This is a genomic window from Streptomyces endophytica (genome assembly GCF_026153355.1).
In the GTDB taxonomy this organism is placed as follows: Bacteria; Actinomycetota; Actinomycetes; order Streptomycetales; family Streptomycetaceae; genus Streptomyces; species Streptomyces endophytica.
Map to the genome: position 1 here is coordinate 3,310,465 of NZ_CP110636.1, position 25,485 is coordinate 3,335,949.

Here is a 25,485-nt window from a genome sequence, read left to right on the forward strand (position 1 = left end):
TGAAGCGGGGAGTGTGGGGTTCGGGGGGAAGTCTGGTGGCGCGGGCGGTGAAGCTGATCGCGTGGTACCAGCCGCACAGCATGAGCCTGCGAGCAGATGCAGGGCCTGCACCGATGGTCCGAGCGCTGGGCCGCCGAGCTCGTGGCGGCCGCCGAGCTCGCAGCGGCCCCCCGAGGGGCCGGCGACCCGGCCGTAGCGGCGGATGAAGCCCGGCCGTAACGCCGCCCCCCACTTCACCACTTCACCCGCTTCCCCTGGAGTGACGAGCCCAACGCCGGCGCCGGTTACCCGTACGCCCCCCGCAGCCGCTCATAAGCCCCCGGTGGGGCCGCTGCCTGGTCCAGGGTGGCGAGGGCGGCGCCGAGGACGGGTGGGGCGGTGAGGACGTGGGGGACGGCCTTGGGAGCGCGTTCGGACAGCAGGCGGGTGAGGTGGTCGTGGAGGAGGGGGTGGCGGGCGGCCAGGACGCTGCCGCCCAGGACGACGGGGGTGGGGTCGGCGAGGAGGTCCAGGCGGTGCAGGGCGACGGCGGCCATGGCGGCGACCTCCTCGGCCTGCCGGGCGACGAGGGTGCGGGCCACCGGGTCGCCGTCGGCCGCCACGGTGAAGAGCAGCGGGGTGAGTTCGTGGCGGCGGTGCGGGGGGATGCGTCCCAGGTGGAGGGCCTCGATCAGCTCGGCCATGGTGGTCAGCCCGAAGTGGGCGGGCAGGGCGCGGGCGAGTGCGGTGGGGGTGCCGCGGCCGTCCTCGGCGCGGGCCGCCGACCACAGCGCCTCGTCGGCGAGGTGCGCACCGCCGCCCCAGTCGCCGGAGATCCGCCCGACGGACGGGAAGCGGGCGATGGCCCCGCCGTGGCCCAGGCCCGCGCAGTTGATGCCGGCGCCGCACACCACCGCCACCCCCACCGGCTCCCCGTCGTCCGGCAGCCCGGCCCGCAGCAGCGCGAAGGTGTCGTTGCGGACGGACACCGTACGGGCCCAGCCGCGGGCGGTGATCTCCGCGGCCAGTGCCTCCTCCTCCGCCGGGAAGTCGGCGTTGGCGAGGAAGGCGGAGAGGTGGCCGACGGGGCCGGGCAGTCCGGCTTCCGCGAGGGCGGCGGCCACCAGGGGCGCGAGGGTGTCGACCGCGCGGGCGGTGCCGACCACCGGTGGCTGGAAACCACCGCCGCGCGCCGAGCCGATCAGCCGGCCGTCGGTGGTCACCAGCGCCACGTCGGTCTTGCTGTTGCCCGCGTCGATGGCGAGCGACGTGCCGGTCAGGCCCACGTGAGGTGCTCCCGGTTGTGCGCGATCAGCAGGTCGGTGAGCCGGTCGGCGTGGTCGATCTGGCCGATGAGGGGGTGGGAGAGGAGTGCGGCGAAGACCCGGTCGCGGCCGCCGTGCAGCGCGGCGTCCAGGGCCAGTTGCTCGTAGGCGGTGACATGGGCGATCAGGCCGGCGTAGAGGGGCTCCAGGGGGCGTACGGGGAGGGGGGTGGCGCCGGTCGCGTCCACGGTGGCGGGGACCTCGATGACCGCGTCCTCGGGGAGGAAGGGCAGCGTGCCGTGGTTGAGGGCGTTGACGACCTGGGTGTCGCCGGTGTCCGCCAGCAGGGAGGAGGTCAGCGCCACCGCCGCCTCGGAGTAGTAGGCGCCGCCGCGCCGGGACAGCAGTTCCGGCTTCTCGTCGAGCGCGGGGTCGGCGTAGAGGGCGAGCAGCTGCTGCTCGATGGCGGCGACCTCGGCGGCCCGGGACGGTTTGCTGCGCAACTCCTCGACCACCGCGTCGTGTTGGTAGTAGTAGCGCAGGTAGTAGGAGGGGACGGTGCCGAGGCGGTCCAGGACGTGCCGGGGGAGGCGCAGATCGGCGGCGAGGGTGTCGGCGTGCTCGGTGAGCAGCTTGGGGAGGACGTCCTCGCCGGCGACGCGGACCGACCGCTCCCAGGTGAGGTGGTTGAGCCCGACGTGCTCCAGGGCGACCTGGCCGGGCTCGACCCCCAGCAGTGCGGCGAACTTCCGCTGGAAGCCGATCGCCACGTTGCACAGGCCGACCGCCTTGTGGCCGGCCTGCAGCAGTGCGCGGGTCACGATGCCGACCGGGTTGGTGAAGTCGATGATCCAGGCGTCCGGGTTGGTCCGGCGGACCTGTTCGGCGATGTCGAGGACGACGGGTACGGTCCGCAGCGCCTTGGCGAGTCCGCCGGCACCGGTGGTCTCCTGGCCGACGCAGCCGCACTCCAGCGGCCAGGTCTCGTCCTGGTTGCGGGCGGCCTGGCCGCCGATGCGCAGCTGGAGCAGGACGGCGTCGGCGCCGTCGATACCGGCGGCCAGGTCGTCGGTCCAGGTGATCCGGCCCGGGTGGCCCTGTCGGGCGAAGATCCGCCGGGCCAGGCCGCCCACCATCCGGAGCCGGTCCGGGGCGGGGTCGACGAGGACGAGTTCCGCCAGCGGCAGCACGTCCCGCAGCCGGGCGAAGCCGTCGATGAGTTCGGGGGTGTAGGTCGAGCCGCCGCCGACCACTGCGAGCTTCATATCCGTTCTCAGCCCTTTACTCCGGTGAGGGTGACGCCTTCGACGAAGGCCTTCTGCGCGAAGAAGAAAACGATGATCACGGGTGCCATGACCAGCAGCGTCGCGGCCATGGTGAGGTTCCAGTTGACGCTGTGGGCGCTCTTGAAGGACTCCAGTCCGTAGGAGAGCGTCCAGGCGGCGGGGTTCTGCGCGGCGTAGATCTGCGGGCCGAAGTAGTCGTTCCAGCAGAAGAAGAATTGGAAGAGGGCGATGGCGGCGATGCCCGGTCTGGCCATCGGCACGACGATCCTCAGCAGGGTGCGCAGTTCGCCGCAGCCGTCGACCTTCGCCGATTCCAGGTACTCCTGCGGGATGGTCAGCAGGAACTGCCGCAGCAGGAAGATGGAGTACGCGTCGCCGAACGCCATCGGGATGATCAGCGGCCACAGCGAGCCGGCCAGGTGGAACTGCTGGGCCCACACCAGGTACATCGGGATCACGACGACCTGTGGCGGCAGCATCATGGTGGAGAGGACGAGGACGAGCGCGGTACGGCGGCCGCGGAAGCGGAACTTGGCGAGCGCGTAGGCGACGGGGACGGCCGAGCACACGGTGAAGAGGGTGCCCAGGCCCGCGTACATCAGGGAGTTCTTCCACCAGTCCAGGAATCCGGGGGTCTCGAAGACCGTCACGTAGTTGGACCAGTGCCAGGTGGTCGGCCAGAGCTCGCCGCTCATGGCCTGGCCGTCGCTCATCACGGACGTCAGGAAGACGAAGACGAAGGGGAGCACGAAGAACAGGGCGGCGGCGACGGCGACGGTGTGCACCGCGATCCAGTGCAGCAGCCGGGTGCGGCGGGCGCGGGCGCGGGCGGCGCCGTCTCCGGGGCGGCCGGTGCGGGCCGGCGCGGTGGGGGCGTCGAGGGTCGTGGTGGTCATCGGTCAGTCCTCCGCCGGGAGCAGGCCGGCGCGCTTGCGCATCAGCAGGGTGGTGACGGCCATGGCGATGACGAAGAGCACGAGGGAGAGCACGCACGCCGCGCCGGTGTTGAAGTTCTGGAAGCCGAGCGAGTAGACGAGCTGCGGGACGGTGAGGGTGGAGTGGTCCGGGTAGCCGGGCTGGATGACGCTGCCGGGCCCGATGGAGACGCCGGAGGCGAGCTTTCCGGCCACCAGCGCCTGGGTGTAGTACTGCATGGTCTGGACGACGCCGGTGACCACCGCGAACAGCACGATCGGGGTGATCGACGGCCAGGTGACGTACCGGAACCTCCCCCAGGCGCCCGCGCCGTCCAGTTCGGCGGCCTCGTACTGCTCCTTCGGCACGTCCAGCAGCGCCGCCATGAAGATCACCATCAGGTCGCCGATGCCCCACAGCGACAGCATCACCAGTGAGGGTTTGGCCCAGGTGGGGTCGTTGAACCAGGACGGTGCGGGGATCCCGAGCGTGCCGAGGATCTCGTTGACCGGTCCGGTGCCGGGGTTGAGGAGGAAGACGAAGGCGACGGTGGCGGCCACCGGCGGCGCCAGATACGGCAGGTAGAAGGCGGTTCGGAAGAATCCGACGCCGGTTTTGAGCTTGGTGACGAGCAGGCCGATGCCCAGGCCGAACACCACCCGCAGGGCGACCATCACGACGACCAGCCACAGCGTGTTCCACAGGGCCGGGCCGAACAGCGGCATCTGTGTAAGGACGTATTTCCAGTTCCGCAGGCCCACGAATTCGGGCGGTTCGATCTGGTTGTAGTGCATGACGGAGAAATAGCCGGTGGCGAGCAGCGGATAGCCGAAGAACACCGAGAATCCGACCAGCCACGGGGAGAGGAAGCCGAGGACGCGCAGCCGTTCGCGGGCGCGTTTGCGCCGGAGTGCGGGCGCCGGTGCGGGGGCGGTGGTCGTGGTTGCCATGGCGGTTCTCCGTCGGTTCACCGGCCGTCGTTCCCGGTCGTTATTGCGGGGACCGGAGGGGTGCGGCCGTCAGTTCTCGGACTGGAGGGTGTCGGCGTCGATCTGGGCGTCGAGTGCGCGCAGGCCCTTGCCGATATCGGGGACCTTTCCGGCCTCGACGTCGTAGGAGAAGTCCTGCAGGGCGGTGACGTACTGTCCGCCGTTGGCGGACGGCGGGAGCGCGACGCTGCGCGGGTTCTGTGCGATGCGCAGGAAGGTGCGGAACGTCGGGTCGGCGTCCAGCTCCGGGGATTTCAGGGCCGCTTTCGTGGACGGCACGTTGTGGATGGCATTGGCGAACCGGACCACCTGATCGGTGTCCGTGGTCAGGAATTTCACCAGTTCCCAGGCCGCGTTCTGGTGGGTGCTGCTGTGCGCGATACCGATGACGGTGCCGGTCAGATATCCCTTGCCGTAGGTGTCGGCCCGGTCGTCGGGCACCGGCATCGGCGCGGTGTCCCAGCCGAACGGGGCCTTGGCCTGCCGCAGCATCAGTCCGCGCCATTCACCGTCCATGTGCATGGCCACCTTCTGTGTCAGGAAGGCGTTCTGCGAGGACATCTCGTCGCCGAAGGTGGTGCGGAATTTCTCCAGCGGTCCGTAGCCGCCCTGGGCCTCGATCAGGTCCCGCTGGAAGGTGAGGAACTGCCGGGTCGACGGGTCCTTCGCCAGCCGGGATTTCCCGTGGGCGTCGAAGTAGCGGGGTTCCCACTGCGCGAACAGCCGGTCCGGACTGTTCTGGTAGAGACGGAAGTCGGGCATGAATCCCACCCGCCGGTAGGAGCCGTCCTCGGTGCGCCGGGTGAGGGCGACGGCGTCCCGTTTCAGTTCGGACATGGTCCGCGGGGGCCGGGTGATGCCCGCTTCCTTGAAGGCGTCCTTGTTGTAGTAGAGCCCGTAGGAATCGGCGAGCAGCGGCAGCGCGCACTGCTCGCCCCGGTAACTCGTGTAGTCCAGCAGGGTTTTCGGGAAGACCTTCTCCTTCACCACTCCCGTTTTTTCGAGGAACGGGTCGAGGTCCGCCCACATCCCCGACGAGCAGTACTGCCCGACATTGTTGGTGGTGAAGGACGAGACCACGTCCGGTGCGTCGTCCCCGCCGGCCCGCAGGGCCTGGTTCATCGTCTCGTCGGTGACGTTCGGGACGACCTTCACCGTGATGTTGCGGTGCCGTTTCTCGAACCGGGTGACCGAATCGTTGATGGCCTTCATCTCGCCCGGCGTCGACCAGCCGTGCCAGAAGGTGAGGGTGACCGGCTCGGTCGGGTCGTCACGGTCACTGCCGACGCTCGGATGGGCACAGCCGGCCAGGAGCAGCCCGGCACCGGCCAGCGCCACGGAAAGCCGGTTGCGCAGACGGGAAAGCGGCATGGCGGACTTCCTTTGCGGCGAGAAGGACTTCCTGCACGGCGGGAGACTTCCTGCGGAACGTTCGGCCGGGCGGCTCAGCCCGTCGTGTCGAACACCGCGTCGCGGGCCTCCGCGAGCGCCGTGCGCAGCGCGCCGATGAGAATCGGATTGCCGTCGATGTCGCTGAGCCGCAATTCCGGGCGGGGCAGGGCGAGTCCGGTGAATTCCTCCTCGACCAGGGCGCGCAGCGCCTCCCCGCCGGCCTGCGGGACCTCCCCGGAGAGCACCACCAGCCGCGGGTCGACCACGGCCACCACGGCCGCCAGCCCGGTGGCCAGCCGCCGCGCGACCTCCTCCCGTACGTCGTCCCTGGCCAGCGCCTCGTCGACGGTGCGGACCTCGGGCGCCCCGTACGCATGGGCCAGCTCGATGACGCTGGGGGAGCCGACCAGCCTCTGGAAGCCGCCGCCGGCGTCCGGTCGTGCGGCGCTGCGGTCGCCGCCCCGGGACAGCGGCGCGCCCGGCAGCGGCATGTAGCCGATCTCGCCCGCGCCGCCGGTGGCCCCCCGCAGCAGCCGGCCGCCGAGCACGATGGCGGCGCCCACGCCCTCGTCGGCCCAGACCAGTACGAAGTCGTCGAAGTCCTGTGCCGCACCGTCGTGTTGCTCGGCGACCGCCGCCAGGTTCACGTCGTTCTCGATGGTGATCGGCGTGCCCAGCACCTCGGCGAGCTCTTCCTTCAGCGCGCGCGAGTGCCAGCCCGGCAGGTGCGGGGCGTAGCGCAGCCGGCCGGTCCCCGGGTCCAGGGCGCCGGGCGTGCCGATCACCGTCCCGTGCAGCTGCTCGCGGCCCAGTCCGGCCTTGGCCAGCGCCCCGTCGACGGCCTCGGCGACGAGCCGTGCGGTGCGGTTCGGTACGTCCGCGCCGACGGCGTCGGTGCCGACCCGCTCCTCGCCGAGGACCCGCCCGGTGATGTCGGCGACCGCGGCGGTGATCCCCAGCTGGTCCACGGCCAGCGCGGCCACCTGCGCGGCCGCCGGATCGACCTCGTAGAGCTGCGCGTTGGGGCCCGGCCGCCCGGTCACGTTGCCGGTCGTGCGCACCAGTCCGGCGGCCTCCAGCCGGGCCAGCAGCTGCGAGGCGGTGGGCTTCGACAGCCCGGTCAGCTCGCCGATCTGCGTACGGGTCAGCGGGCCCTGCGACACCAGCAGGTCGAGCGCCGCCCGGTCGTTCATGGCGCGCAACACCCGTGGTGTTCCGGGCGTTCCCTGTGGCTGCTGCCCACCGGCCAAGACCGTCACCCCGTTCACCGGGTGGCCGGCCCGGCCACCCATCTGTTAGGAAACCTTCCAATCGATGAACAGGAAGGTAGGCGGCCCGCCGGGCGGCGTCAATGGGTGCGGCGGCGTGAGTTGGCCGAACGCGGCCGGCGCGGAGCCCGCACGCGGCGGGCGCGCGTGCGGCGACCGGCGTGAACGCAAGGGAGGGGCGCACCGCGCAACAGCGGTACGCCCCTCCCGGAATGCGCGGGGAGCGGCCTACTTCGCCGACTTCGGCGCCGCCGCCAGCGGCTCCGTGGCCTCGGCCTGGGGCGAGGTCGGGTTGTTGAGCGCCGAGGGGGCGGCGATGGTGGCGGTGGGATCCGCGGCGGGGAGCTCTTCCTTCTCGTCGGGGGCCGGGCGCGGGGCGAGGTGGACACCGGCGGCGTCCAGGGCCCGCTTGATGCGCCAGCGCAGTTCGCGTTCCACGCCCGCGGCCTTGCCCGGCATGGTCTTGGCGGCGACCGAGAGGGTGACCGTGTCGAGGTGCACCTCGCTGAGGCCGAGGACCTCCACCGGCTCCCACAGCTGCTCGTTCCACGGCTCGGACTTCGACATCTCCGCACCGGCCGCGGTGATCGTGTCCCGGGCCCGCTGGAGGTCCTGGTCGGCGGCGAGGACGACGTCCACGGCGGCCGTGGACCAGCCCTGGCTGAGGTTGCCGATCCGCTTCACCTCGCCGTTGCGGATGTACCAGATCGCGCCGTTCGGGCCGCGCAGCTTCGTCACCCGCAGGCCGACCTCGATGACCGTACCGGTGGCCACCCCCGCGTCGATCTCGTCGCCGACGCCGTACTGGTCCTCAAGGATCATGAAGACGCCGGAGAGGAAGTCCGTGACCAGGTTGCGGGCGCCGAAACCGATCGCGACGCCCGCCACGCCCGCGCTCGCGAGCAGCGGCGCCAGGTTGATCTGCAGCACCGACAGGACCGTCAGCGCGGCCGTGCCCATGATCACGAAAGAGGCGACGCTGCGCAGGACCGAGCCGATCGCCTCGGACCGCTGCCGGCGACGCTCGGCGTTGACCAGCAGCCCGCCCAGCGCGGTGCCCTGGGCGGCGGCCGCGGTGCGGTTCATCCGCTCGATGAGCTTGGTGATCGTGCGGCGTATCACATGCCGCAGCACGACCGCGATCACGATGATGAGCAGGATCTGCAGGCCGGACGTGAGCCACGTCCCCCAGTTCTCCTGCACCCAGCCGGCGGCGTTGGTGGCCTTCTCCGTGGCGTCGTCGAGCGAGGGCGAGCCGGTGGAGCCGGCGGGGGCGGCGCGCAGGTGCGCGGCGGCAACCGTCGAAGCGGACCAGAACACAGTCGAACCTTCCGTGTGGGACAGCAGACCCGGGCCGTTGTGGGGGCCGGCGACCGGGCTGGCCAACCACACTAACGGGGCAACCTGGGTGGCCCGCGCCCGTGTTCGACCGGTCACGTCCGCGGAAGGCCGTAATGAGCCGTATCCGGCGGGACCGGCGGGGGTGTGGTGGAAAACACCTCCGGGCCGTTACCCGGTCATGGTGGCGCTCCGACCAGGCACCGGGGGACACTGTGGAGAGATCGTCCCGGCGCGAGCCACGCGCCGCCGGCGTACAAGGAGGCACCCGTGCCGCATGTCCTGGTCCTCAATGCGTCGTACGAGCCGCTCGGCGTCGTACCGCTCCGCCGCGCGCTCATCCTCGTCCTCAATGAGAAGGCCATCAGCCTCGAGGAGTCCGGCGCCCTGATGCACAGCGCGACCCGTGTCATTCCGGCCCCCAGTGTGGTCCGCCTGAAGCGGTTCGTGCGGGTGCCCTTTCGTGGCCCCGTGCCACTGACCCGCCGGGCGCTCTTCGCGCGTGACGGCGGTCGCTGTATGTACTGCGGTGGCGTCGCAACCAGCGTCGACCACGTCATCCCGCGCAGCCGCGGAGGTCAGCACACCTGGGAGAACGTCGTCGCCGCCTGCCGGCGCTGCAACCATGTCAAGGCGGACCGCCACGTAGCCGAGATCGGCTGGCGGCTGCGCCACCAACCCGCCCCGCCGTCAGGGCTGGCGTGGCGGATCATCGGCACGGGGCATCGTGATCCGCGCTGGCTGCCTTATTTGCAGCCGTACGGCGCGGACGACGCCTTGGCCCGGATCGATGCCGTGTCGGCATAGACCGGGCCTTCGTCGTGTCTGGGCGGGCGGAACCGAGTTCCGCCGGCCCGGGCACGACCAGTGGTGAACTGCGGTCTTCGACGACAGTGAGCTGCGGTCTTCGGCAGTCATCTGCGGTCTTCGACAGTCATCTGCGGTCTTCGACCGCGTAAGCCTCCACCGACCACAGCGAGTAGCCGAACCGGGTCGCCCGCTTGTCGCCCTGGATGCGGACGAAGCGGGCGTCCTTCGCGTCCATCCTGATCGACTCCCGGCCGCCCTTGCCGTCCCGTACGGTCGCCGCCGTGCGCCAGCTGCGGCCGTCCGGTGAGACCTGGATGCGGTAGCGGGCGGCGTAGGCGTCCTGCCAGTGGAGGACGAGCCGGCCCAGGCGGGTCGGGTGGGCCAGCGCGAACTGCAACCAGGCGCCGTCCTCGGCGGGGGAGGACCAGCGGGTCGTGGGATCGCCGTCGGTGGCGGCGGACGCCGGGAAGTCGGGCGTCTCGTCACCGGAGGACGTGGCGACCGTGCCGCGCGCCAGGTCCTTGCCGCCGGTGCGCGGGTAGGCGCGGACGGTCAGGGTCTGCTCGGCGCCGTCGAACTCCACCGGGATCCGGTACGTGCCGGAGGCCGTGTCCTCGGGGACGTCGACGGTGAGCGGGACCGTCGCGGTGCCGCCGCGCGGCGCGGTGACCTCCTCGGGCGCGTGCACGGTGAAGCCCTTGGGAGCCTTGACGGTCAGCTTGCCGCGGACGTCCTCGGGGCGCCGGGAGAAGATCCGGGCGTCCACCCGGGCGCTGCCACCGGTCTGCGCGTCCGACTCCGTGCGGGAGAGTTCCAGACCGGCCGCCGGAGTGTCCGCGAACCACGGGGTCAGGGCGTGGACGGACGGTGCCTCGGCGCCGTTCGCCCAGGTCAGCCGGATCGCGTCGGCGCGCAGCCGGGGGGTCGCGGACTCCGTCCAGCCGGTCGCGGACAGCCGGCCGAGGCGGCGCCAGCCCTCGCCGGGGACGTGCGCCTCCAGGGAGACGGCGCCCGCGGACGGGCCGGCGTCGGTCAGCGCGGTGACCGCGGCCAGCGGGCGGACCCGGCCGAACGGCACGGTCAGCGCGGTCGGGTCGGCGCCCTCGTTGGGACGCGGGGTGTCGCGCCGGGCGCCGGTCCAGGCGTCGGCCTCGGTCATCGCCCGGTCCAGGAACGGGGCGAGCACCCCCTTGCCGACGGTCGCCGGGCTGTGCGCGATCTCCTTGCGCAGCCGCTGCACCTCCCGCTGCGCCGACCAGGCGGCGTCCCCGTCGTCCCCGGCCTGCGCCACGAGCGTGTCCACGGCCTGCTCGCCGGCCCGGCCGTAACGGGCCAACTGCGCGGCCCACGGCCGGATTTCGTCGGCCAGGTCGGAACGGAGGTCGTCGGGTGCGGTGCTCATGGTGTGGAAGGCGGCCCGCAGCGCCTTGGCCGCCTTGGCGTAGTCCGCGTCCCTGCCGGGCCGGCCGGTGTTGACCGCGGCCTCGCGGGTCTCCCAGAAGCGGTCGATCAGCGGCCGCAGATAGCCGGACTCGCTTGTGTTCAGCAGCGAGGACGCGGCGTTCCCGGCCAGGGCGCGCAGCGCCGCCCGGCCCCGCGGGGCGCCGCCCGCCAGGTCGTCGATGGCCGCGTCCCAGGATTCCGCCGGACGGTAGGCGCGCGGGTTCCACGCGTAGTCGGCGGCGGTGAACAGCGGGATGCGGGACGCCAGCGGCTGCTCCATCGCGTTGGCGAGCAGCGCCGCCGACCCGGTGGCCACCGCCGGTTCGCGGCCCCGGTACGGGCCGAGGAAGATCCGGTCCTGGGCGTAGTCGTTGACCGGGTAGTTGTCCATGGTCACCAGGGGGTGGCCGAATGCCTGGCGGGCCGTGACCAGCTCCCCGCCGGTGATGGTCCGCGGGACCACGCCGACGCCGGTCCAGGCCACCTCGACCCGGCCGCCGAGCGCCTCGGCGAGCGCGTCGCGGTACGCCGTCGAGCCGTCCTGGTAGTACTCGGTCGGCATCAGCGACAGCGGTGCGGCGTCCGGGTGCCGTTCGTGGAGGTGGTCGGCGAGTGCGTTGGCAACCTTGGCCTGGGCCCGGGCGGCGGCCTGCGGCCCGGTGCCGAAGGCGTCCTCGTCGGCGGAGCAGTGCCATTCGTCGTAGGCGACGTCCTGGAACTGCAGCTGGAAGGAGCGCACGCCCAGCGCCCACATCGCGTCCACCTTGCGGCGCAGCGCCCGCAGGTCCTCCTGTGAGGAGAAGCACAGCGCCTGGCCGGGGGCGAGGGCCCAGCCGAGCGTGACGTGGTTGGCGCGGGCCCGCTCGGCCAGCGTCCGGAACGCGGCGCGCTCCTCGGCCGGGTACGGGTCGCGCCAGCGGGCCTGGCGGTACGGGTCGTCGCCGGGCGCGTACAGATAGCGGTTCTGCTTGGTGCGGCCCATGAAGTCCAGCTGGGCCAGGCGCTGCGCCTGGCTCCACGGCTGCCCGTAGAAGCCCTCGGTGGTGCCGCGCACGGCCGTGCCGGGCCAGTCCCGGACGATCACGGAGGCCAGCTGCCGACCGCTGTCCGGACCGTCCGTGACGAGCTGCCGGAGGGTCTGCGCGGCGTGGAAGAGGCCGTCCGGGCCGACGCCGTCCAGGGCCACCGTGTCGCGGCCGTCGACCTGGCCCACGGCGAGGCGGTAGCCGCCGGCGGGGAGGTCGCCGCGGGCCGGTGCGCGCAGGGCCCGCAGGGCGTCCTCGGCCGGTGCGCCGCCGATGCGGATCACCGGCCCGGACGCGGGCAGCCGCTCGCCGGGCGCCACCTGGTGCACCGTGCGCACCCCGGCGTCCCGCAGCAGACCCCGCACCACGTCCAGTGCGTAGCTGTCGGTACCGGGGGCGGCCACCACGACGGCCGCGTCGCCGAGCGGGACCGGGTCGCCGAGCTCGTGCAGCGACTGCGGCCGCGGCCAGACGGCGGGCAGCTGCCCCGCCCCGGCCGGCCGGTCCGGCTGGTCGGGACTCCCGACGGCCGGGTCGGCCGGTGCCGCCTGGGCGCTGGGCACCCCGCCGAGCAGGCCACCGATGACCGCGGCGGCCAGTGCGGTGGTCCCCGCCACCCGTGCCCGGGTGCCCGCGCCGCTCCCCCTGCCGTTCCTACCGATTCTTCCGACGCCCCACACGCCCCGGCCTCGCACGGCTGCTCCTCGTCCGCGTCCGCTGCTCGCCGGCTCGCGCCGGCCCCCCGTATGTCCCCAGAAATTTCCGCTGGTCTGCCCGCCCGAGGTCCGTTCGGACAGACCTTCGGCCGTGAGCCCACCATTGTGGCGGTGAGGGTGTCAACCGGGCGATGGCGGGGGTGCCGGACGGGAGGCTTTGCGCCGGTTACGGCCGCTGCCACGGGACGGATCCGCCGGGTCCGCCGACCCGCAGAACTTCCTGTGCGGGCCCGCTCCCACCGCGTTCTTCGCGTACCGCGGCGGCGCGCGCGGGGAAATCGCCTGCGTACGGCATACTGTGACGTGAGTCACGTTTCGCGGGTGATTGCGTCTGCGATCGTGCCGACTGGGTAGGGCCCACGTGTCCCACTACCGATGAACGGGAGGCCCTCGTGGCCGCATCCGCTCAGCTGCTCCTCGACGCCCTGTCCTCCAAACCGGGAGGTGCGACCGTGGAGCGTGACCTCTTCGACGGGGTCTCCGACCCCGATTCCGGCCTCGACGGCTCCGGCTCCTACAGCTTCGCCGAGCCGCCCCTCACCAGCGAGCCGCCGCTCGCCGACGCCGCGCCCCTGACCAGCGAGGTCCCGATCGCCGCCGAGCTGCCGCTGACCAGCGAGCCGACAGCCGCCGGCCTGGGGACGGAGTCCATGGAGGTCTGACGACCCATGGGCCGCGCGCGGCTCGCCCGGTTGCACGGCATCGCCACGTCGTACGAACCCGCACCGGGCAGAAGCGTCCAGATCACCGACGACACCGTCGTCGCCGTGCTCGCCGCACTGGGGGTCGACGCCTCGACCCCGCACGCCGTACGCACCGCGCTCGCCGCGTACGAGGACGCCGCGGCCCGCGCCCTGCTCCCCCCTGCCGTCGTCGCCCGCCCGGGCCGGCCGCCCGACCTCACCGGCCTCCCCGAAGGCACCGCCCTGCGGGTGGAGGCCGAGGACGGGCAGTCCCACGACGTACCGCGGCATCCGCACGACGGGCCGCACGAGGGCGCCGGACCGGCGCTCGCCCGGCTGCCGCTGGGCCTGCACACGCTGCACGCCGTGGCGCCCGACGGCCGCACCGCCCGCGCCCGGCTGATCGTCGCCCCCGACCGGGTGCCCGCCCCACCCGCCCGCAGTCACGGCTTCCTGGTGCAGCTCTACTCCCTGCTGTCCCGGCACTCCTGGGGCATGGGCGACCTCGGTGACCTCGCCGACCTGGCCGCCTGGTCCGGGCGCGCCCTGGGCAGCGGATTCGTCCAGCTCAACCCGCTGCACGCGGCCGTCCCCGGCCCGCCCACCGACCCCTCGCCCTACCGCCCCTCCTCGCGCCGCTTCCCCGACCCGGTCCACCTGCGCATCGAGCAGATCCCGGAGTACGCCCAGCTGGCCGGCGCCGCCCGGTTACGCGCCGACGAACTGGCCGCGCGGGCCCACGCGCTGCGGGACGACGTGCTGGAGCGGGGCGCACTGATCGACCGGGACGCGGTCTGGGAGCTCAAGCGCGAGGCCCTGGAGCTGCTCTGCGCGGTCCCGCTCTCACCGGGCCGGCGGGCCGCGTACTGCGACTTCCTGGCCGAAGGGGGCCAGCCGCTGGAGGACCACGCCACCTGGTACGCCCTCGCCGAGCGGCACGGCCCCGACTGGCGGACCTGGCCGGCCGGGCTGCGCGACCCCCGGTCCGCCGCCACCGCCCGCCTGCGGCCGCGGCTGATGGACCGGATCGACTTCCACTGCCGGCTCGCCTGGTTCACCGACCAGCAGCTCGCCGCCGCCCAACGGGCCGCCAAGGAAGCCGGGATGTCCGTCGGGCTGGTGCACGACCTCGCCGTCGGCGTGCACCCCTCCGGCGCCGACACCTGGGCCCAGCAGGACGCGTTCGCCGCCGGCATGTCCATCGGGGCGCCGCCGGACGCCTTCAACGCCCGCGGCCAGGACTGGGGCCTGCCCCCGTGGCGCCCGGACGCACTGGCCGCCACCGGCTACGCCCCCTACCGCCAGCTGCTGCGCGGACTGCTGCGGCACGCCGGCGCCCTGCGCATCGACCACGTCATGGGCCTGTTCCGGCTGTGGTGGGTCCCCGAGGGCCGGCCGCCGACCGAGGGCGCCTACGTGCGCTACGACGGGGAGGCGATGCTCTCGGTGCTCGCCCTGGAGGCGCACCGGGCCGGCGCCGCGGTGATCGGCGAGGACCTGGGCACCGTCGAACCGAGCGTGCGCGAGGCGCTCGCCGCGCGGGGCGTCCTCGGCACCTCGGTGCTGTGGTTCGAGCGGGACTACGCCGGTGTGGACCCGGCGACCGGCGGCGAGGCCCGCATCCTGGCCCCGACGAGTGGCGCGGCGACTGCCTCGCCACCGTCACCACCCACGACCTGCCCACCACCGCGGCCCGGCTGACCGGCGACGACCTCGCCCTGCGCGAACGGCTCGGACTGCTCGCCGGGTCCCCGGAGCGCGAACGGTCCCGCGCGAAGCGCGAACTGGCCGACTGGTTCGGCGAGTTGACCCGTCGCGGCCTGCTGCCCGAGGGAGCCGGCGACGAGGAGGCGGTCATCAAGGCCGTGCACCGCTTCCTGCTGCGCACCCCGGCACGGCTGGTCGGGGTCTGGCTGCCGGACGCGGTGGGCGACCGGCGTCCGCAGAACCTCCCGGGAACATGGGAGGAATACCCGAACTGGCGGCTTCCGGTGGCCGGTGCAGACGGGCGGCCGCAGACCCTGGAGGAGCTGGCCGCCTCACCGCGTCTGCACGCCTTGCTGCGCGAACTGGCCGACGGCCGGCGGTAGTCGGGTTTCCGCCGGGCCTTCGCCGCCGTCGCTGCCGTGGCCGCGGGGGCCCTTCCGGTCCGTCGTACCGTCCGGCACCATGCCGTGGACACCACCCAGACATCCGACCATTGCCCCTGCGTGGTCGGCGAGTTGGAGGGAACCATGGCACTTCGCAGCACCCGGCGGGCGCTCTGCGCGCTCGCACTGACCGCGGCCGCCGCGCTCCTGCCCGCCCCCCGCTCCCTGGCCCAGCCGCCGCCCGCCGCCGGCCCGTGCGACCGCCCCGTCCACCCCGCCTCCCAGATGGCGGTCGAGCCCTGCGACACCCCCGCCCGGATCATCGGCAAGGCCGCCCACATCATCCCCACCACGGGCCAACTCGCCTGGCAGCGGCGGGAGATCACCGCCTTCACGCACTTCGGCATGAACACCTTCACGGGCCGGGAATGGGGCTCGGGCGCCGAGGACGAGAAGCTGTTCGCGCCCGCCCGGCTCGACGTCGACCAGTGGATGCGCGCCTACAAGGCGGCCGGTGCCGAGCAGGTGATGCTCACCGCCAAGCACCACGACGGCTTCGTGCTCTACCCGAGCCGCTACACGCCGCACTCCGTCGCGGCAAGCCCCGGCCGCCCCGATGTCGTCGGCGCCTATGTGCGGGCCGCCCGCCGGGCCGGCCTCAAGGTCGGGCTCTACCTCTCGCCCTCCGACGGGGCCGAGCTCCCGCACGCCTGGCACGCCCGGTGGGTCGCGGAGATCCGCAAGAAGCAGCAGGAGGGCAAGGAGCTCACGCTGCCCGAGCGGATCGCCCTGGAGGACGGCGACCACGCACCGCGCGGCCTGGGCCGCTTCGGCAACGGCAGCGCGGTCACCGCCCGGACGATCCCCACCCTGGTCCCCGGCGACGACCGCACCGCCGCCGTCCGCAGCGGCAGGCTCCCCACCTTCCACGTCCTGGCCGACGACTACGACGCCTACTACCTCAACCAGGTCTACGAGCTGTTCACCCAGTACGGGCCGGTCGACGAGCTGTGGCTGGACGGCGCGAACCCGTGGTCCGGCTCGGGGATCACCGAGCCGTACCACCTCGCGCAGTGGTTCCGGATGATCCACGCGCTCTCCCCGGGCACCGTGGTCTTCCAGGGGCCGCAGGGCGTGCGCTGGGTCGGCAACGAGAACGGCGTCGCGCGCGAGACGGAGTGGAGCGTCACCCCGCACGTCCAGGACCCCTGGACCGTCCTCGGCGGGCTGCCGAACGACTCCACCGACCCCGACATCGGCTCCCGCGCGAAGCTGCTCGCGCCCACCACCAGGTACCTCCAGTGGTACCCGGCCGAGGCGGACGTCTCGATCCGGCCCGGCTGGTTCCACCACCCCGGTGAGCGCCCGAAGACGCCGGCGCAGCTGATGGACCTGTACGAGCGGAGCGTGGGCCGCAACGCCTCGCTGCTGCTGAATGTGCCGCCCGCCCGGGACGGCCGGATCGCCGACGGGGACGTCGCCTCGCTCACCGCCTTCGGGGCCGCCGTGCGCGACACCTACGGACGGGACCTGCTCACGGCCGGGCCCGGGCCGTGGACCTTCGACCGGATCGGGCTCGCCGAGGACGTCCGGTACGGCCAGCGGGTCGAGCGGTTCACCGTGCAGGCAAGGACCGGCGGGCACTGGACCGCGGTCGCGCACGGCACCACGATCGGGCACCGCCGGATCCTGACGCTCCCGGCGCCGGTGACCGCGGACGCTGTCCGGGTCGTGGTCGAGGAGGCCCGCGGGCGGACGCGTCTGGCGCCGGTCACCGTGCACCGCAGCCGGGGCCCGGCGGGCTGATCGGCCGGTCCCCGGCCGTCCGGTCCGCGGCCGCCCGGAGGGCCGGTCCGCCGATGCCCACCCCGGGCGCGCGGGGCGGCGAGGCGTCCGATACGTTGATGTTCGTGAGCAACAAGGTCAAGAAGAATGCCCTGCGCGCCGGAACCGTCACCGCCGGCACCGCGCTGATGCTGCTGATGTCGTCCCCCGCGTTTGCGCTCACCCGCGACGATGGTGACGACCCGGGTCCCGGCCTGAACGTCGCCCAGACGCTCGGCCTTTATGTCGTTGCCCCCATCGTGATCTTCCTCATCATCGCCGGGCTGGTCATTCTGACCGACAAGTCCCGCAAGGCGAAGTCCCAGGGCTGAGCCCCGGCCGTACCCCGGGCCCGCACGGGCCCAGGCGACCTTCCCAGGGCGCCGCTCGGTTACAACAACCGAGCGGCGCCCTTTGTCGTACCCGGCTATTTCCGCAGGTGAAAAACGGGTTGCGAAACGGCTATCGCGCGATTTTCAGCCGATTTGCGCGAGCGGATCACTTAACCGGAGCACACCTACGATGACGTAACCTACGCAGCCGTAGGTTCAACCTACGGTCCCGTAGCTCATCGTCCCCAGGAGTTCCCCGTGACCATCGCCCCCGCCCACAACGGAGAGCTCGGCCAGGCCGCGTGGAGCGACGCCAAGCTGCTCTACGCCCTCGAAGAGGTCGTCGAGAAGGAGCTCAACCGGCACCTGAAGGTCGCCAAGGAGTGGATGCCCCACCAGTACGTCCCCTGGAGCGACGGCCGGAACTTCCCCGGGGTGCTGGAGGACGGCGAGGAGTGGGCGCCCGAGCAGTCCAAGGTCAGCGACATCGGCCGGATCGCCCTGGTGGTCAACCTCCTCACCGAGGACAACCTCCCCAGCTACCACCACGAGATCGCCACGCTCTTCGGGCGCGACGGCGCCTGGGGCACCTGGGTGCACCGCTGGACCGCCGAGGAGGGCCGGCACGGCATCGTGATGCGTGACTACCTGCTCACCAGCCGGGCCGTCGACCCGGACGAGCTGGAGCGGTTCCGCATGGCCCACATGTCGGAGGGCTTCGAGTCCGACAACTCGCACAGCATGCTGCACTCGGTGGCCTACGTCGCCTTCCAGGAGCTGGCCACCCGGATCTCGCACCGCAACACCGGCCACCACTCCGGTGACCCGGTCTGCGACCGGATGCTGGCCCGGATCGCCGCCGACGAGAACCTGCACATGCTCTTCTACCGGAACCTGCTCGGGGCGGCCTTCGAGATGGCCCCCGACCAGACCATGTGCGCGGTGCGGGACGTGGTCACCGGCTTCCGGATGCCCGGCCACGGCATCCCCGGCTTCGAGCGGGCCGCGGCCCGGATGGCCCTCGGCGGGATCTACAACCTCCGGATCCACCACGACGACGTGCTGCAGCCCGTCCTGCGCTACCTGAAGGTGCTGGAGATCAGCGGCCTGGGCCCGGCCGGCCTGGCTGCCCAGGAGGAGCTGGGGCTCTTCATGAACGGCCTGGACGACCAGGCCCGCAAGTTCGAGGAGCGGCAGGCGGCCATCCGCGCCCGCCGCGAGGCCCGCCGCTGAGCCGGGCGGTCGAGGGGCGGGGCTGGAAGCGACGGAGCGCGACCTTTCAGATTTTCTGCAAGAAATGATGGAAAATATTCGATGGACCTGATGGTTCTGGGGCTGTCACGGTGGGACTCCACCACCCCCGAGGAGAGGAAACCGTGGCAGTCCTGGAAGAGGTCCGCGCCCGTCGTACGCCGCTGTCCGCGCAGGGCGCCGGGCTGGCGCTCGCCCTGACGGCGACCGTCGTCTGGTCCGGCAACTTCGTCATCGCCCGTGCCCTGCACGACACCGTCCCGCCCGTCCAGACCGCGTTCTGGCGGTGGACCATCGCGCTGCTCGCGGTCGCGCCGTTCGCCGTCGGGCGGGTCCGCCGCGAGTGGCCGGTCATCCGCCGCCACCTCGGCTTCCTGACGCTCGCCGCGCTGCTCGGCGTCACCCTCTTCAACACCCTCATCTACCAAGCCGGACGCTCCACCTCGGCCACCAACATGGCCATGATCGCGGCCGCCTCGCCGGTGCTGATCGCCCTGTTCGCGCGCGGCGGGGAGCGGCTCGGCGGGCGGCGGACCGCCGGGATGGCGCTCGCGCTGGCCGGCGTGGTGACGCTGGTCGGCAAGGGCTCGCCGGCCGCCGTCCTCGGTCTCGACTTCGCCGGCGGCGACCTGTGGATGCTCGCCGCGACAGCCACCTTCGCCGGCTACAGCGTCCTGCTGCGCCGCCGCCCCGAGGGGATCGGCGGTGTGTCGTTCCTCTTCATGACGTTCGCGCTCGGCGCCGCGATGCTGCTGCCCGCGTACGGCGTCAGCCTCGCGGCGGAGGGCGGCTTCGCGCCCACCGCGCGGACCGTCGGACCGCTCCTCTACATAGGCGTCTTCTCCTCCGCCGTCGCCTACTTCACCTGGAACAAGGCCATCGCCCTGATAGGCGCCGCGCGGGCCGGGGTCGTCTACTACCTCCAGCCGGTCTGCGTCGCGCTGTTGTCGTTCGCCGTTCTGGGTGAGGCCGTGACGCCGGTGCAACTGCTCTGCATGGTCCTGATCGTCGCGGGCGTCGCGCTCGGTGCCGGCGGCCGCCGCTGACTGCGTACGCTGCCGGCATGGCCGACTGGGACATCAAGAAGCTGCGGATCCTGCGCACCCTCCAGGAGCAGGGCACGGTCACCGCGACCGCCGAGGCGCTGCACATGACGCCGTCGGCGGTCTCCCAGCAGCTGACCGGACTGGCCAAGGCGCTCGGGGTGACGCTCCTGGAGGCGCACGGCCGGCGGGTGCGGCTGACCGGCGCCGCCCAGCTGGTGCTGCGGCACGCCGAGGCGGTCTTCGCCCAACTGGAGCGCGCCGACGCGGAGTTGCTCGGCTACCTCCAGGGCGACGCCGGCCAGGTGCGGGTCGGGGCGTTCTCCACGGCCATCCCCGCGCTGGTGGTCCCTGCCGTCCAGGAGCTGCGCCGTACGCACCCGGGGCTGTCGGTCGTCGTACGGGAAGCGGAGGCGGAGGCCGCGTACGAGCTGCTGGCGGAGGGCAGCGTCGATCTGGCGCTCTCGCTGGCGGCGCACGCACCCACCCCGCGCGACCCCAAGTTCAGCCGGGTCGCGCTGCTCGCCGATCCGCTGGACGTGGCGCTGCCGGCCGGGCATCCGCTGGCCGGCGAGCCCGGGCTGCGCCTCGCCGACCTGGCGGACGAGCCGTGGATCTTCGGCAGCAGCGGGCCCTGGTCCCAGATCACCACCACCGCCTGCGAGAACGCCGGGTTCGTGCCGAGCGGGCGCATGCCGCGGCCGACTGGAACGCGATCTGGGCGATGGTCGCGGCCGGGATGGGCGTCGCACTGGTGCCCCGGATGGCGATGGCGGGCGGCATCGGCGCCCTGGAGCGGGGCGGCCCCGGTGGAGGGGAAGGGCGCGGCGGACCCGGCTCCGGGGTGGCGCTGCGGGTGCTCTCCGGCGACCAGCCGCGCCGCCATGTCGTCGCGGCCGTCCGGCGCGGCTCCGAAGGGGCGCCGGGGCTGGCCCGGGTGCTGGCCGCGCTGCGCCAGGCGGCGGTCGACCAGGAGCCGGGCGACGCCGGTGCCGGCGGTCCCGGCTGGCACACCCAGACCATTCAGCCCAGCTGAATACATTCCTCAAAAACTTTCGATGGACCTGTGGGGTGGCCGCTGCGACCGTGGAGTGGTCCGTACCTCCTGCCACGAAGGGCAACGATGACCACCACCCCGGCCGCCCACTCCACTGATCCGCACGCCAACGACGCCCAGCCGTACGCCGGCGGCGACCCGTACGCCGACTACCGCGGCGGGGACTTCGCGTTCACCTCGCTCGTCGACCTCGCCGACCGCCGCTTCGGCGCCGGCGTGATCGCCGCGAACGACGAGTTCTTCGCCGAGCGCGAGAACCTGCTGAAGTCCACCCCGGCGGTCTTCGACCCCGAGCACTTCGGCCACAAGGGCAAGATCATGGACGGCTGGGAGACCCGGCGCCGGCGCGGTGCCGACGGCGACCACCCCTTCCCGACCGACGACGAGCACGACTGGGCGCTGATCCGCCTCGCCGCCCCCGGCGTGATCCGCGGCATCATCGTCGACACCGCCCACTTCCGCGGCAACTACCCCCAGCAGGTCACCGTCGAGGCCACCTCGCTCCCCGGCAGCCCCGGCCCCGAGGACCTGCTCGCCCCCGACGTGAAGTGGGAGGAGCTCGTCCCGCGCACCCCCGTCCGCGGGCACGCCGCCAACGGCTTCGAGGTCAGCGCCGAGCGCCGCTTCACCCACCTCCGCCTCAAGCAGCACCCCGACGGCGGCATAGCCCGCCTCCGGGTCCACGGCGAGGTCGTACCGGACCCGGAGTGGCTGGACGTGCTCGGCACGCTCGACCTGGCCTCCGTGATGCACGGCGGCACCGTCGAGGACGCCTCGGACCGCTTCTACTCCTCGCCCACCCAGATGATCCAGCCCGACCTGTCCCGCAAGATGGACGACGGCTGGGAGAACCGCCGCCGCCGGGTCAGGGGCACCAACGACTGGGTGCGCTTCCGCCTCGCCGCACAGGGCGAGATACGCGCGGTGGAGATCGACACCGCCTACCTCAAGGGCAACTCCGCGGGCTGGGCCGCCCTGTCGGGGTGCGACGGCGACCCGGCCGACGAGTCCTCCTGGTTCGAGATCCTGCCGAAGACCAAGCTCCAGCCGGACACCCCGCACCGCTTCAAGCTGCCGCGGACCGTCACGGCCACCCACATCCGCCTGGACGTCTTCCCCGACGGCGGCCTCGCCCGCATGCGGGTGCACGGCACCCTCACCGAGGCCGGCCGCGCCGAGCTCGGCCGCCGCTTCGACGCGCTCAACGGCTGAACGGCGCAAGGGTCCAGCGGCCCGGCAGCCCCGTGCTCGGGCCGCTTGGCCACTGAGCCGCACCTCGCTCGCCCACAGGGCCCGTAGGAGGGGCACGGGCCCGGGGGCCACAGCTCGCCCGGCGGACGGCAGCGCACCAGGCGCCCTCCCCCAAGCTCTCAAGGAGCAGGGGGACCCCCACGCCGGGCGTCACCAACTCCGGCGGAATGACCGGCCGGTCATTCCGCCGGTGACGTCGCCGGTTACGCCGCGCCGGCCGCCGCGTCCGCCGCCTGGGCCTTCAGCGCCCGCTCGATCCCGGCCCGGGACTCGGTGACCAGCCGGCGCAGCGCCGGGCTCGGGTCGGCCGCGTCCAGCCAGGCGTCCGTGGCGTCCAGCGTCTCCTGCGAGACATGCAGCGACGGGTAGAGACCGACCGCGATCTGCTGGGCCATCTCGTGGCTGCGGGCCTCCCAGATCTCCTTCACCGCGGCGAAGTACTTCACGGTGTACGGCGCCAGCAGCTCCCGCTGGTCGGTCTGCACGAAGCCGCCGATGACGGCCTCCTGCACGGCGTTGGGCAGCTTGTCCGACTCCACGACCGACGCCCAGGCCTCGGCCTTCGCCTCCGCCGTCGGACGCGCCGCGCGCGCCGTCGCGGCGTGCCGCTCGCCCGCCGACGTCCGGTCCCGCTCCAACTCCGCCGCGATGGCCTTCTCGTCCGCCCGGCCGGTCGCCGCCAGCCGGTGCAGCAGCGACCAGCGCAGCTCGGTGTCCACGGCCAGCCCGGCGATCTCCTCGGTGCCGTCCAGCAGACCCTGCAGCAGGGCGAGCTGCTCGTCCGTACGCGCCGCCGCGGCGAACGCCCGGGCCCACGCCAGCTGGTGGTCGCTGCCCGGCTCGGCCGCCCGCAGGTGCTCGAGCGCCGCCTCTGTCCAGGCGGCCAGCCCCGTCTCGCGCCACTCCGGCGCCGCGTACAGGTCCAGGGCCAGCTTCACCTGGCGGTGCAGCGACTGGACCACGCCGATGTCGGACTCCTTGCCGACGCCCGACAGCACCAGCGACAGGTAGTCACGGGTGGCCAGTTCGCCGTCCCGCGTCATGTCCCACGCCGACGCCCACGACAGCGCCCGCGGCAGCGACTCGGTGAAGTCCCCGAGGTGCTCGGTGACCACCTTCAGCGACTCCTCGTCGAGCCGCACCTTCGCGTACGACAGGTCGTCGTCGTTGAGCAGGACCACGGCCGGGCGCGGCTTGCCCACCAGCTGCGGGACGGCGGTCAGTTCGCCGTCCACGTCCAGCTCGATCCGCTCGGTGCGGACCAGCTTGCCGGAGCCGTCCAGCTCGTACGCGCCGATCGCGATCCGGTGCGGCCGCAGGACCGGCTCGCCCTTGGCGCCGGCCGGCAGCGCCGGGGCCTCCTGCCGGACCGCGAACGAGGTGATCACGCCGTCCGCGCCCACCTCGATCTCCGGCCGCAGGATGTTGATCCCCGCGGTCTCCAGCCACTTCTTCGACCAGGTCGCGAGGTCCCGGCCGGAGGTCTCCTCCAGCGCGCCCAGCAGATCGCTCAGCCGGGTGTTGCCGTAGGCGTGCCGCTTGAAGTAGGCCTGCACGCCCTTGAAGAACTCCTCCATCCCGACATACGCGACCAGCTGCTTCAGGACCGAGGCGCCCTTCGCGTAGGTGATCCCGTCGAAGTTCACCAGCACGTCGTCCAGATCACGGATCTCGGCCATGATCGGGTGGGTGGACGGCAGCTGGTCCTGCCGGTACGCCCAGGTCTTCATGGAGTTGGCGAACGTGGTCCACGAGTGCGGCCACTTCGAGCCCGGCGCGTACGCCTGGCAGGCGATCGACGTGTAGGTGGCGAACGACTCGTTCAGCCACAGGTCGTTCCACCACTCCATGGTGACCAGGTCGCCGAACCACATGTGCGCCAGCTCGTGCAGAATCGTCTCGGCGCGCACCTCGTAGGCCGCGTCGGTCACCTTCGAGCGGAAGACGTACTGGTCGCGGATGGTCACCGCGCCCGCGTTCTCCATCGCACCGGCGTTGAACTCCGGCACGAAGAGCTGGTCGTACTTCGCGAACGGGTACGCGTAGTCGAACTTCTCCTGGAACCAGTCGAAGCCCTGCCGGGTGACCTCGAAGATGGCGTCCGCGTCGAGGTGCTCGGCCAGCGACGGACGGCAGTAGATGCCCAGCGGCACGGTCCGCCCGTCCTTCTCGTACGTGCTGTGCACGCTGTGGTACGGGCCCACGATCAACGCGGTGACATACGTCGAGATCCGCGGCGTCGGCTCGAACCGCCAGATGTTGTCGGCCGGTTCGGGCGTCGGCGAGTTCGAGATCACCGTCCAGCCCTCCGGGGCCTTCACGGTGAACTGGAACGTGGCCTTCAGGTCCGGCTGCTCGAACGACGCGAACACCCGCCGGGCGTCCGGCACCTCGAACTGCGTGTACAGGTACGCCTGCTGGTCCACCGGGTCGACGAACCGGTGCAGGCCCTCGCCGGTGTTGGTGTAGGCGCAGTCCGCGACGACGGTCAGCTCGTTGCGGCCGGCCCGCAGCCCCGGCAGCACGATCCGCGAGTCCTCGAAGACCGAGGCCGGATCCAGCAGCTCGCCGTTGAGCGCCACCTTGTGCACGGTCGGCGCGACCAGGTCGATGAACGAGTCCGCGCCCGCCCGGGCGACGTCGAACCGCACCGTGGTCGTGGACCGGTACGTACCACCCTGCTGCGCGCCGGAGAGGTCGAGATCGATCTCGTACGCATCCACGCTCAGCAGCTGCGCCCGCTGCTGCGCCTCGTCGCGGGTCAGATTCGTGCCAGGCACCAGGTCATCTCCTCGTAAGCGTCCTCGTATGCGGCGTATCCCGCCATCCTTCCACGGCAGGGGCGCCACCCGATCGTGGACAGTGGCGAACATGCCGGGCCGGTCGTCCGGTGCGTCTCGACGGACAGGACGACGAGGCGTGGAGGCGGGCCCCGGGGACGTCGTCCGATACCCGCCAGCACCCGGCCGGCCCGCGCGGGAGCGTGGACCCATGACGACCTACACGCCGCTGCCCATCCCGCCCGCCGCGCTCAAGGAACTCCGCGAGACCGATGACGCCGGGCGGGCCGTCGAGCCGTACACCGCCCGGGAGGACGGCGTCCCCGTGGACTGCGTCGGCAGTCCGCTGCGGTGCTGTCTGCGGGGCATCCGGGCCGGGGAGCGGGTGGCGCTCGTGGCGTACGCGCCGTTGCGGCGGTGGGCGGCGGGCACCGGGGCCCGGCCCGGGGCGTACGACGAGCAGGGGCCGGTGTTCATCCACGCGGAGGACTGCGGGGGACCGGACGCCGGCGCGGACCGGTACCCCTTCGACCGGCCCGGCGCCCTGCGCACCCTGCGGCGCTACGACGCCGCCGGCCGGATCGTCGGCGGGCGGCTCCTGGAGATCCCCGAGGACGCCACGGCGGGCTTCGACACCGCCCTGGACGAGGCGTTCGCCGACCCGGAGGTGGCGCTGGTGCACGTCCGGGCCGTGGAGTACGGATGCTTCCAGTTCGAGGTGCGGCGGGGCTGACCGGCCCAGGGGGAC

17 protein-coding genes and 3 pseudogenes are annotated in these 25,485 nt (G+C 72.7%); 11 read left to right on the forward strand and 9 right to left on the reverse strand.

Annotated features, from left to right (window positions below; all coding sequences use genetic code 11):
• Positions 1–284 precede the first annotated feature (284 nt).
• From OJ254_RS14800 to OJ254_RS14830, 7 genes are all read right to left on the reverse strand, one after another.
• Positions 285–1,265 carry an N-acetylglucosamine kinase gene (locus tag OJ254_RS14800; RefSeq protein ID WP_265362707.1) on the reverse strand — a complete coding sequence of 327 codons (981 nt, stop codon included), beginning with the start codon at positions 1,263–1,265 and terminating at the stop codon, positions 285–287.
• Positions 1,256–2,509: a 6-phospho-beta-glucosidase gene (locus tag OJ254_RS14805; RefSeq protein ID WP_265362708.1), complete on the reverse strand. Its 1,254-nt coding sequence runs from the start codon at positions 2,507–2,509 to the stop codon at positions 1,256–1,258. Before OJ254_RS14805 ends, OJ254_RS14800 begins: the two co-directional genes overlap by 10 nt.
• A gap of 8 nt (positions 2,510–2,517) precedes the next feature.
• Positions 2,518–3,426 (reverse strand): carbohydrate ABC transporter permease, encoded by a 909-nt coding sequence (locus OJ254_RS14810; RefSeq protein WP_265362709.1) that lies wholly within the window; start codon positions 3,424–3,426, stop codon positions 2,518–2,520.
• Between the two features lie 3 nt (positions 3,427–3,429).
• Positions 3,430–4,395: a carbohydrate ABC transporter permease gene (locus OJ254_RS14815; RefSeq protein ID WP_265362710.1), complete on the reverse strand. Its 966-nt coding sequence runs from the start codon at positions 4,393–4,395 to the stop codon at positions 3,430–3,432.
• A 69-nt stretch (positions 4,396–4,464) separates the two neighbouring features.
• On the reverse strand, positions 4,465–5,805 hold the full coding sequence (locus OJ254_RS14820) for an ABC transporter substrate-binding protein (protein WP_265362711.1): 1,341 nt from the start codon (positions 5,803–5,805) through the stop codon (positions 4,465–4,467).
• 74 nt (positions 5,806–5,879) lie between these two features.
• Complete coding sequence (locus tag OJ254_RS14825; protein ID WP_265362712.1) at positions 5,880–7,019, reverse strand: ROK family transcriptional regulator; 1,140 nt, start codon at positions 7,017–7,019, stop codon at positions 5,880–5,882.
• A 303-nt stretch (positions 7,020–7,322) separates the two neighbouring features.
• Positions 7,323–8,414 carry a mechanosensitive ion channel family protein gene (locus OJ254_RS14830; RefSeq protein WP_265362713.1) on the reverse strand — a complete coding sequence of 364 codons (1,092 nt, stop codon included), beginning with the start codon at positions 8,412–8,414 and terminating at the stop codon, positions 7,323–7,325.
• A gap of 288 nt (positions 8,415–8,702) precedes the next feature.
• Between OJ254_RS14830 and OJ254_RS14835 the strand changes: the two genes are divergently transcribed.
• Positions 8,703–9,239: an HNH endonuclease gene (locus OJ254_RS14835; protein ID WP_261951446.1), complete on the forward strand. Its 537-nt coding sequence runs from the start codon at positions 8,703–8,705 to the stop codon at positions 9,237–9,239.
• A gap of 127 nt (positions 9,240–9,366) precedes the next feature.
• On the opposite strand, the gene OJ254_RS14840 is transcribed toward OJ254_RS14835, so the two are convergent.
• A complete protein-coding gene (locus tag OJ254_RS14840; RefSeq protein ID WP_265362714.1) occupies positions 9,367–12,327 on the reverse strand; it encodes a glycoside hydrolase family 84 protein in 2,961 nt (986 codons plus the stop codon).
• 491 nt (positions 12,328–12,818) lie between these two features.
• Here OJ254_RS14840 and OJ254_RS14845 point away from each other — a divergent pair, with 491 nt between their 5' ends.
• From OJ254_RS14845 to alc, 9 genes and pseudogenes are all read left to right on the forward strand, one after another.
• Positions 12,819–13,088: a hypothetical protein gene (locus OJ254_RS14845; protein ID WP_261951448.1), complete on the forward strand. Its 270-nt coding sequence runs from the start codon at positions 12,819–12,821 to the stop codon at positions 13,086–13,088.
• Positions 13,089–13,094: 6 nt separating this feature from the next.
• Positions 13,095–15,199: pseudogene (gene malQ, locus OJ254_RS14850) on the forward strand (4-alpha-glucanotransferase).
• Between the two features lie 144 nt (positions 15,200–15,343).
• Positions 15,344–17,005, forward strand: coding sequence for an alpha-L-fucosidase (locus tag OJ254_RS14855; RefSeq protein WP_265362715.1), 1,662 nt, complete (start codon positions 15,344–15,346; stop codon positions 17,003–17,005).
• A 104-nt stretch (positions 17,006–17,109) separates the two neighbouring features.
• A complete protein-coding gene (locus OJ254_RS14860) occupies positions 17,110–17,355 on the forward strand; it encodes a hypothetical protein (protein ID WP_265362716.1) in 246 nt (81 codons plus the stop codon).
• Between the two features lie 258 nt (positions 17,356–17,613).
• Positions 17,614–18,588, forward strand: a complete 975-nt coding sequence (locus OJ254_RS14865; protein WP_265362717.1) for an acyl-ACP desaturase — start codon at positions 17,614–17,616, stop codon at positions 18,586–18,588.
• A gap of 143 nt (positions 18,589–18,731) precedes the next feature.
• Positions 18,732–19,652: a DMT family transporter gene (locus tag OJ254_RS14870; RefSeq protein ID WP_265362718.1), complete on the forward strand. Its 921-nt coding sequence runs from the start codon at positions 18,732–18,734 to the stop codon at positions 19,650–19,652.
• Between the two features lie 17 nt (positions 19,653–19,669).
• Positions 19,670–19,804: pseudogene (locus tag OJ254_RS31620) on the forward strand (LysR family transcriptional regulator); the annotation flags it as partial.
• A gap of 63 nt (positions 19,805–19,867) precedes the next feature.
• Positions 19,868–20,685: pseudogene (locus OJ254_RS14875) on the forward strand (LysR substrate-binding domain-containing protein).
• Between the two features lie 87 nt (positions 20,686–20,772).
• Complete coding sequence (gene alc, locus OJ254_RS14880; protein WP_265362719.1) at positions 20,773–21,918, forward strand: allantoicase; 1,146 nt, start codon at positions 20,773–20,775, stop codon at positions 21,916–21,918.
• Positions 21,919–22,160: 242 nt separating this feature from the next.
• On the opposite strand, the gene pepN is transcribed toward alc, so the two are convergent.
• Positions 22,161–24,737, reverse strand: a complete 2,577-nt coding sequence (gene pepN / locus OJ254_RS14885) for an aminopeptidase N (protein WP_265362720.1) — start codon at positions 24,735–24,737, stop codon at positions 22,161–22,163.
• A 211-nt stretch (positions 24,738–24,948) separates the two neighbouring features.
• Between pepN and OJ254_RS14890 the strand changes: the two genes are divergently transcribed.
• Entirely contained in the window at positions 24,949–25,470 is a 522-nt protein-coding gene (locus tag OJ254_RS14890) for a DUF1203 domain-containing protein (RefSeq protein ID WP_265362721.1), read from the forward strand.
• The last annotated feature ends 15 nt before the right edge of the window (positions 25,471–25,485 follow it).

Excerpts from the sequence above, each read along its gene's own strand:
- OJ254_RS14815 (WP_265362710.1), bottom strand. The coding sequence starts at position 4,395 with ATGGCAACCACGACCACCGCCCCCGCACCGGCGCCCGCACTCCGGCGC.
- OJ254_RS14820 (WP_265362711.1), bottom strand. The coding sequence starts at position 5,805 with ATGCCGCTTTCCCGTCTGCGCAACCGGCTTTCCGTGGCGCTGGCCGGT.
- OJ254_RS14805 (WP_265362708.1), bottom strand. The coding sequence starts at position 2,509 with ATGAAGCTCGCAGTGGTCGGCGGCGGCTCGACCTACACCCCCGAACTC.
- alc (WP_265362719.1), top strand. The coding sequence starts at position 20,773 with ATGACCACCACCCCGGCCGCCCACTCCACTGATCCGCACGCCAACGAC.
- OJ254_RS14890 (WP_265362721.1), top strand. The coding sequence starts at position 24,949 with ATGACGACCTACACGCCGCTGCCCATCCCGCCCGCCGCGCTCAAGGAA.
- OJ254_RS14810 (WP_265362709.1), bottom strand. The coding sequence starts at position 3,426 with ATGACCACCACGACCCTCGACGCCCCCACCGCGCCGGCCCGCACCGGC.
- OJ254_RS14855 (WP_265362715.1), top strand. The coding sequence starts at position 15,344 with ATGGCACTTCGCAGCACCCGGCGGGCGCTCTGCGCGCTCGCACTGACC.
- OJ254_RS14825 (WP_265362712.1), bottom strand. The coding sequence starts at position 7,019 with ATGAACGACCGGGCGGCGCTCGACCTGCTGGTGTCGCAGGGCCCGCTG.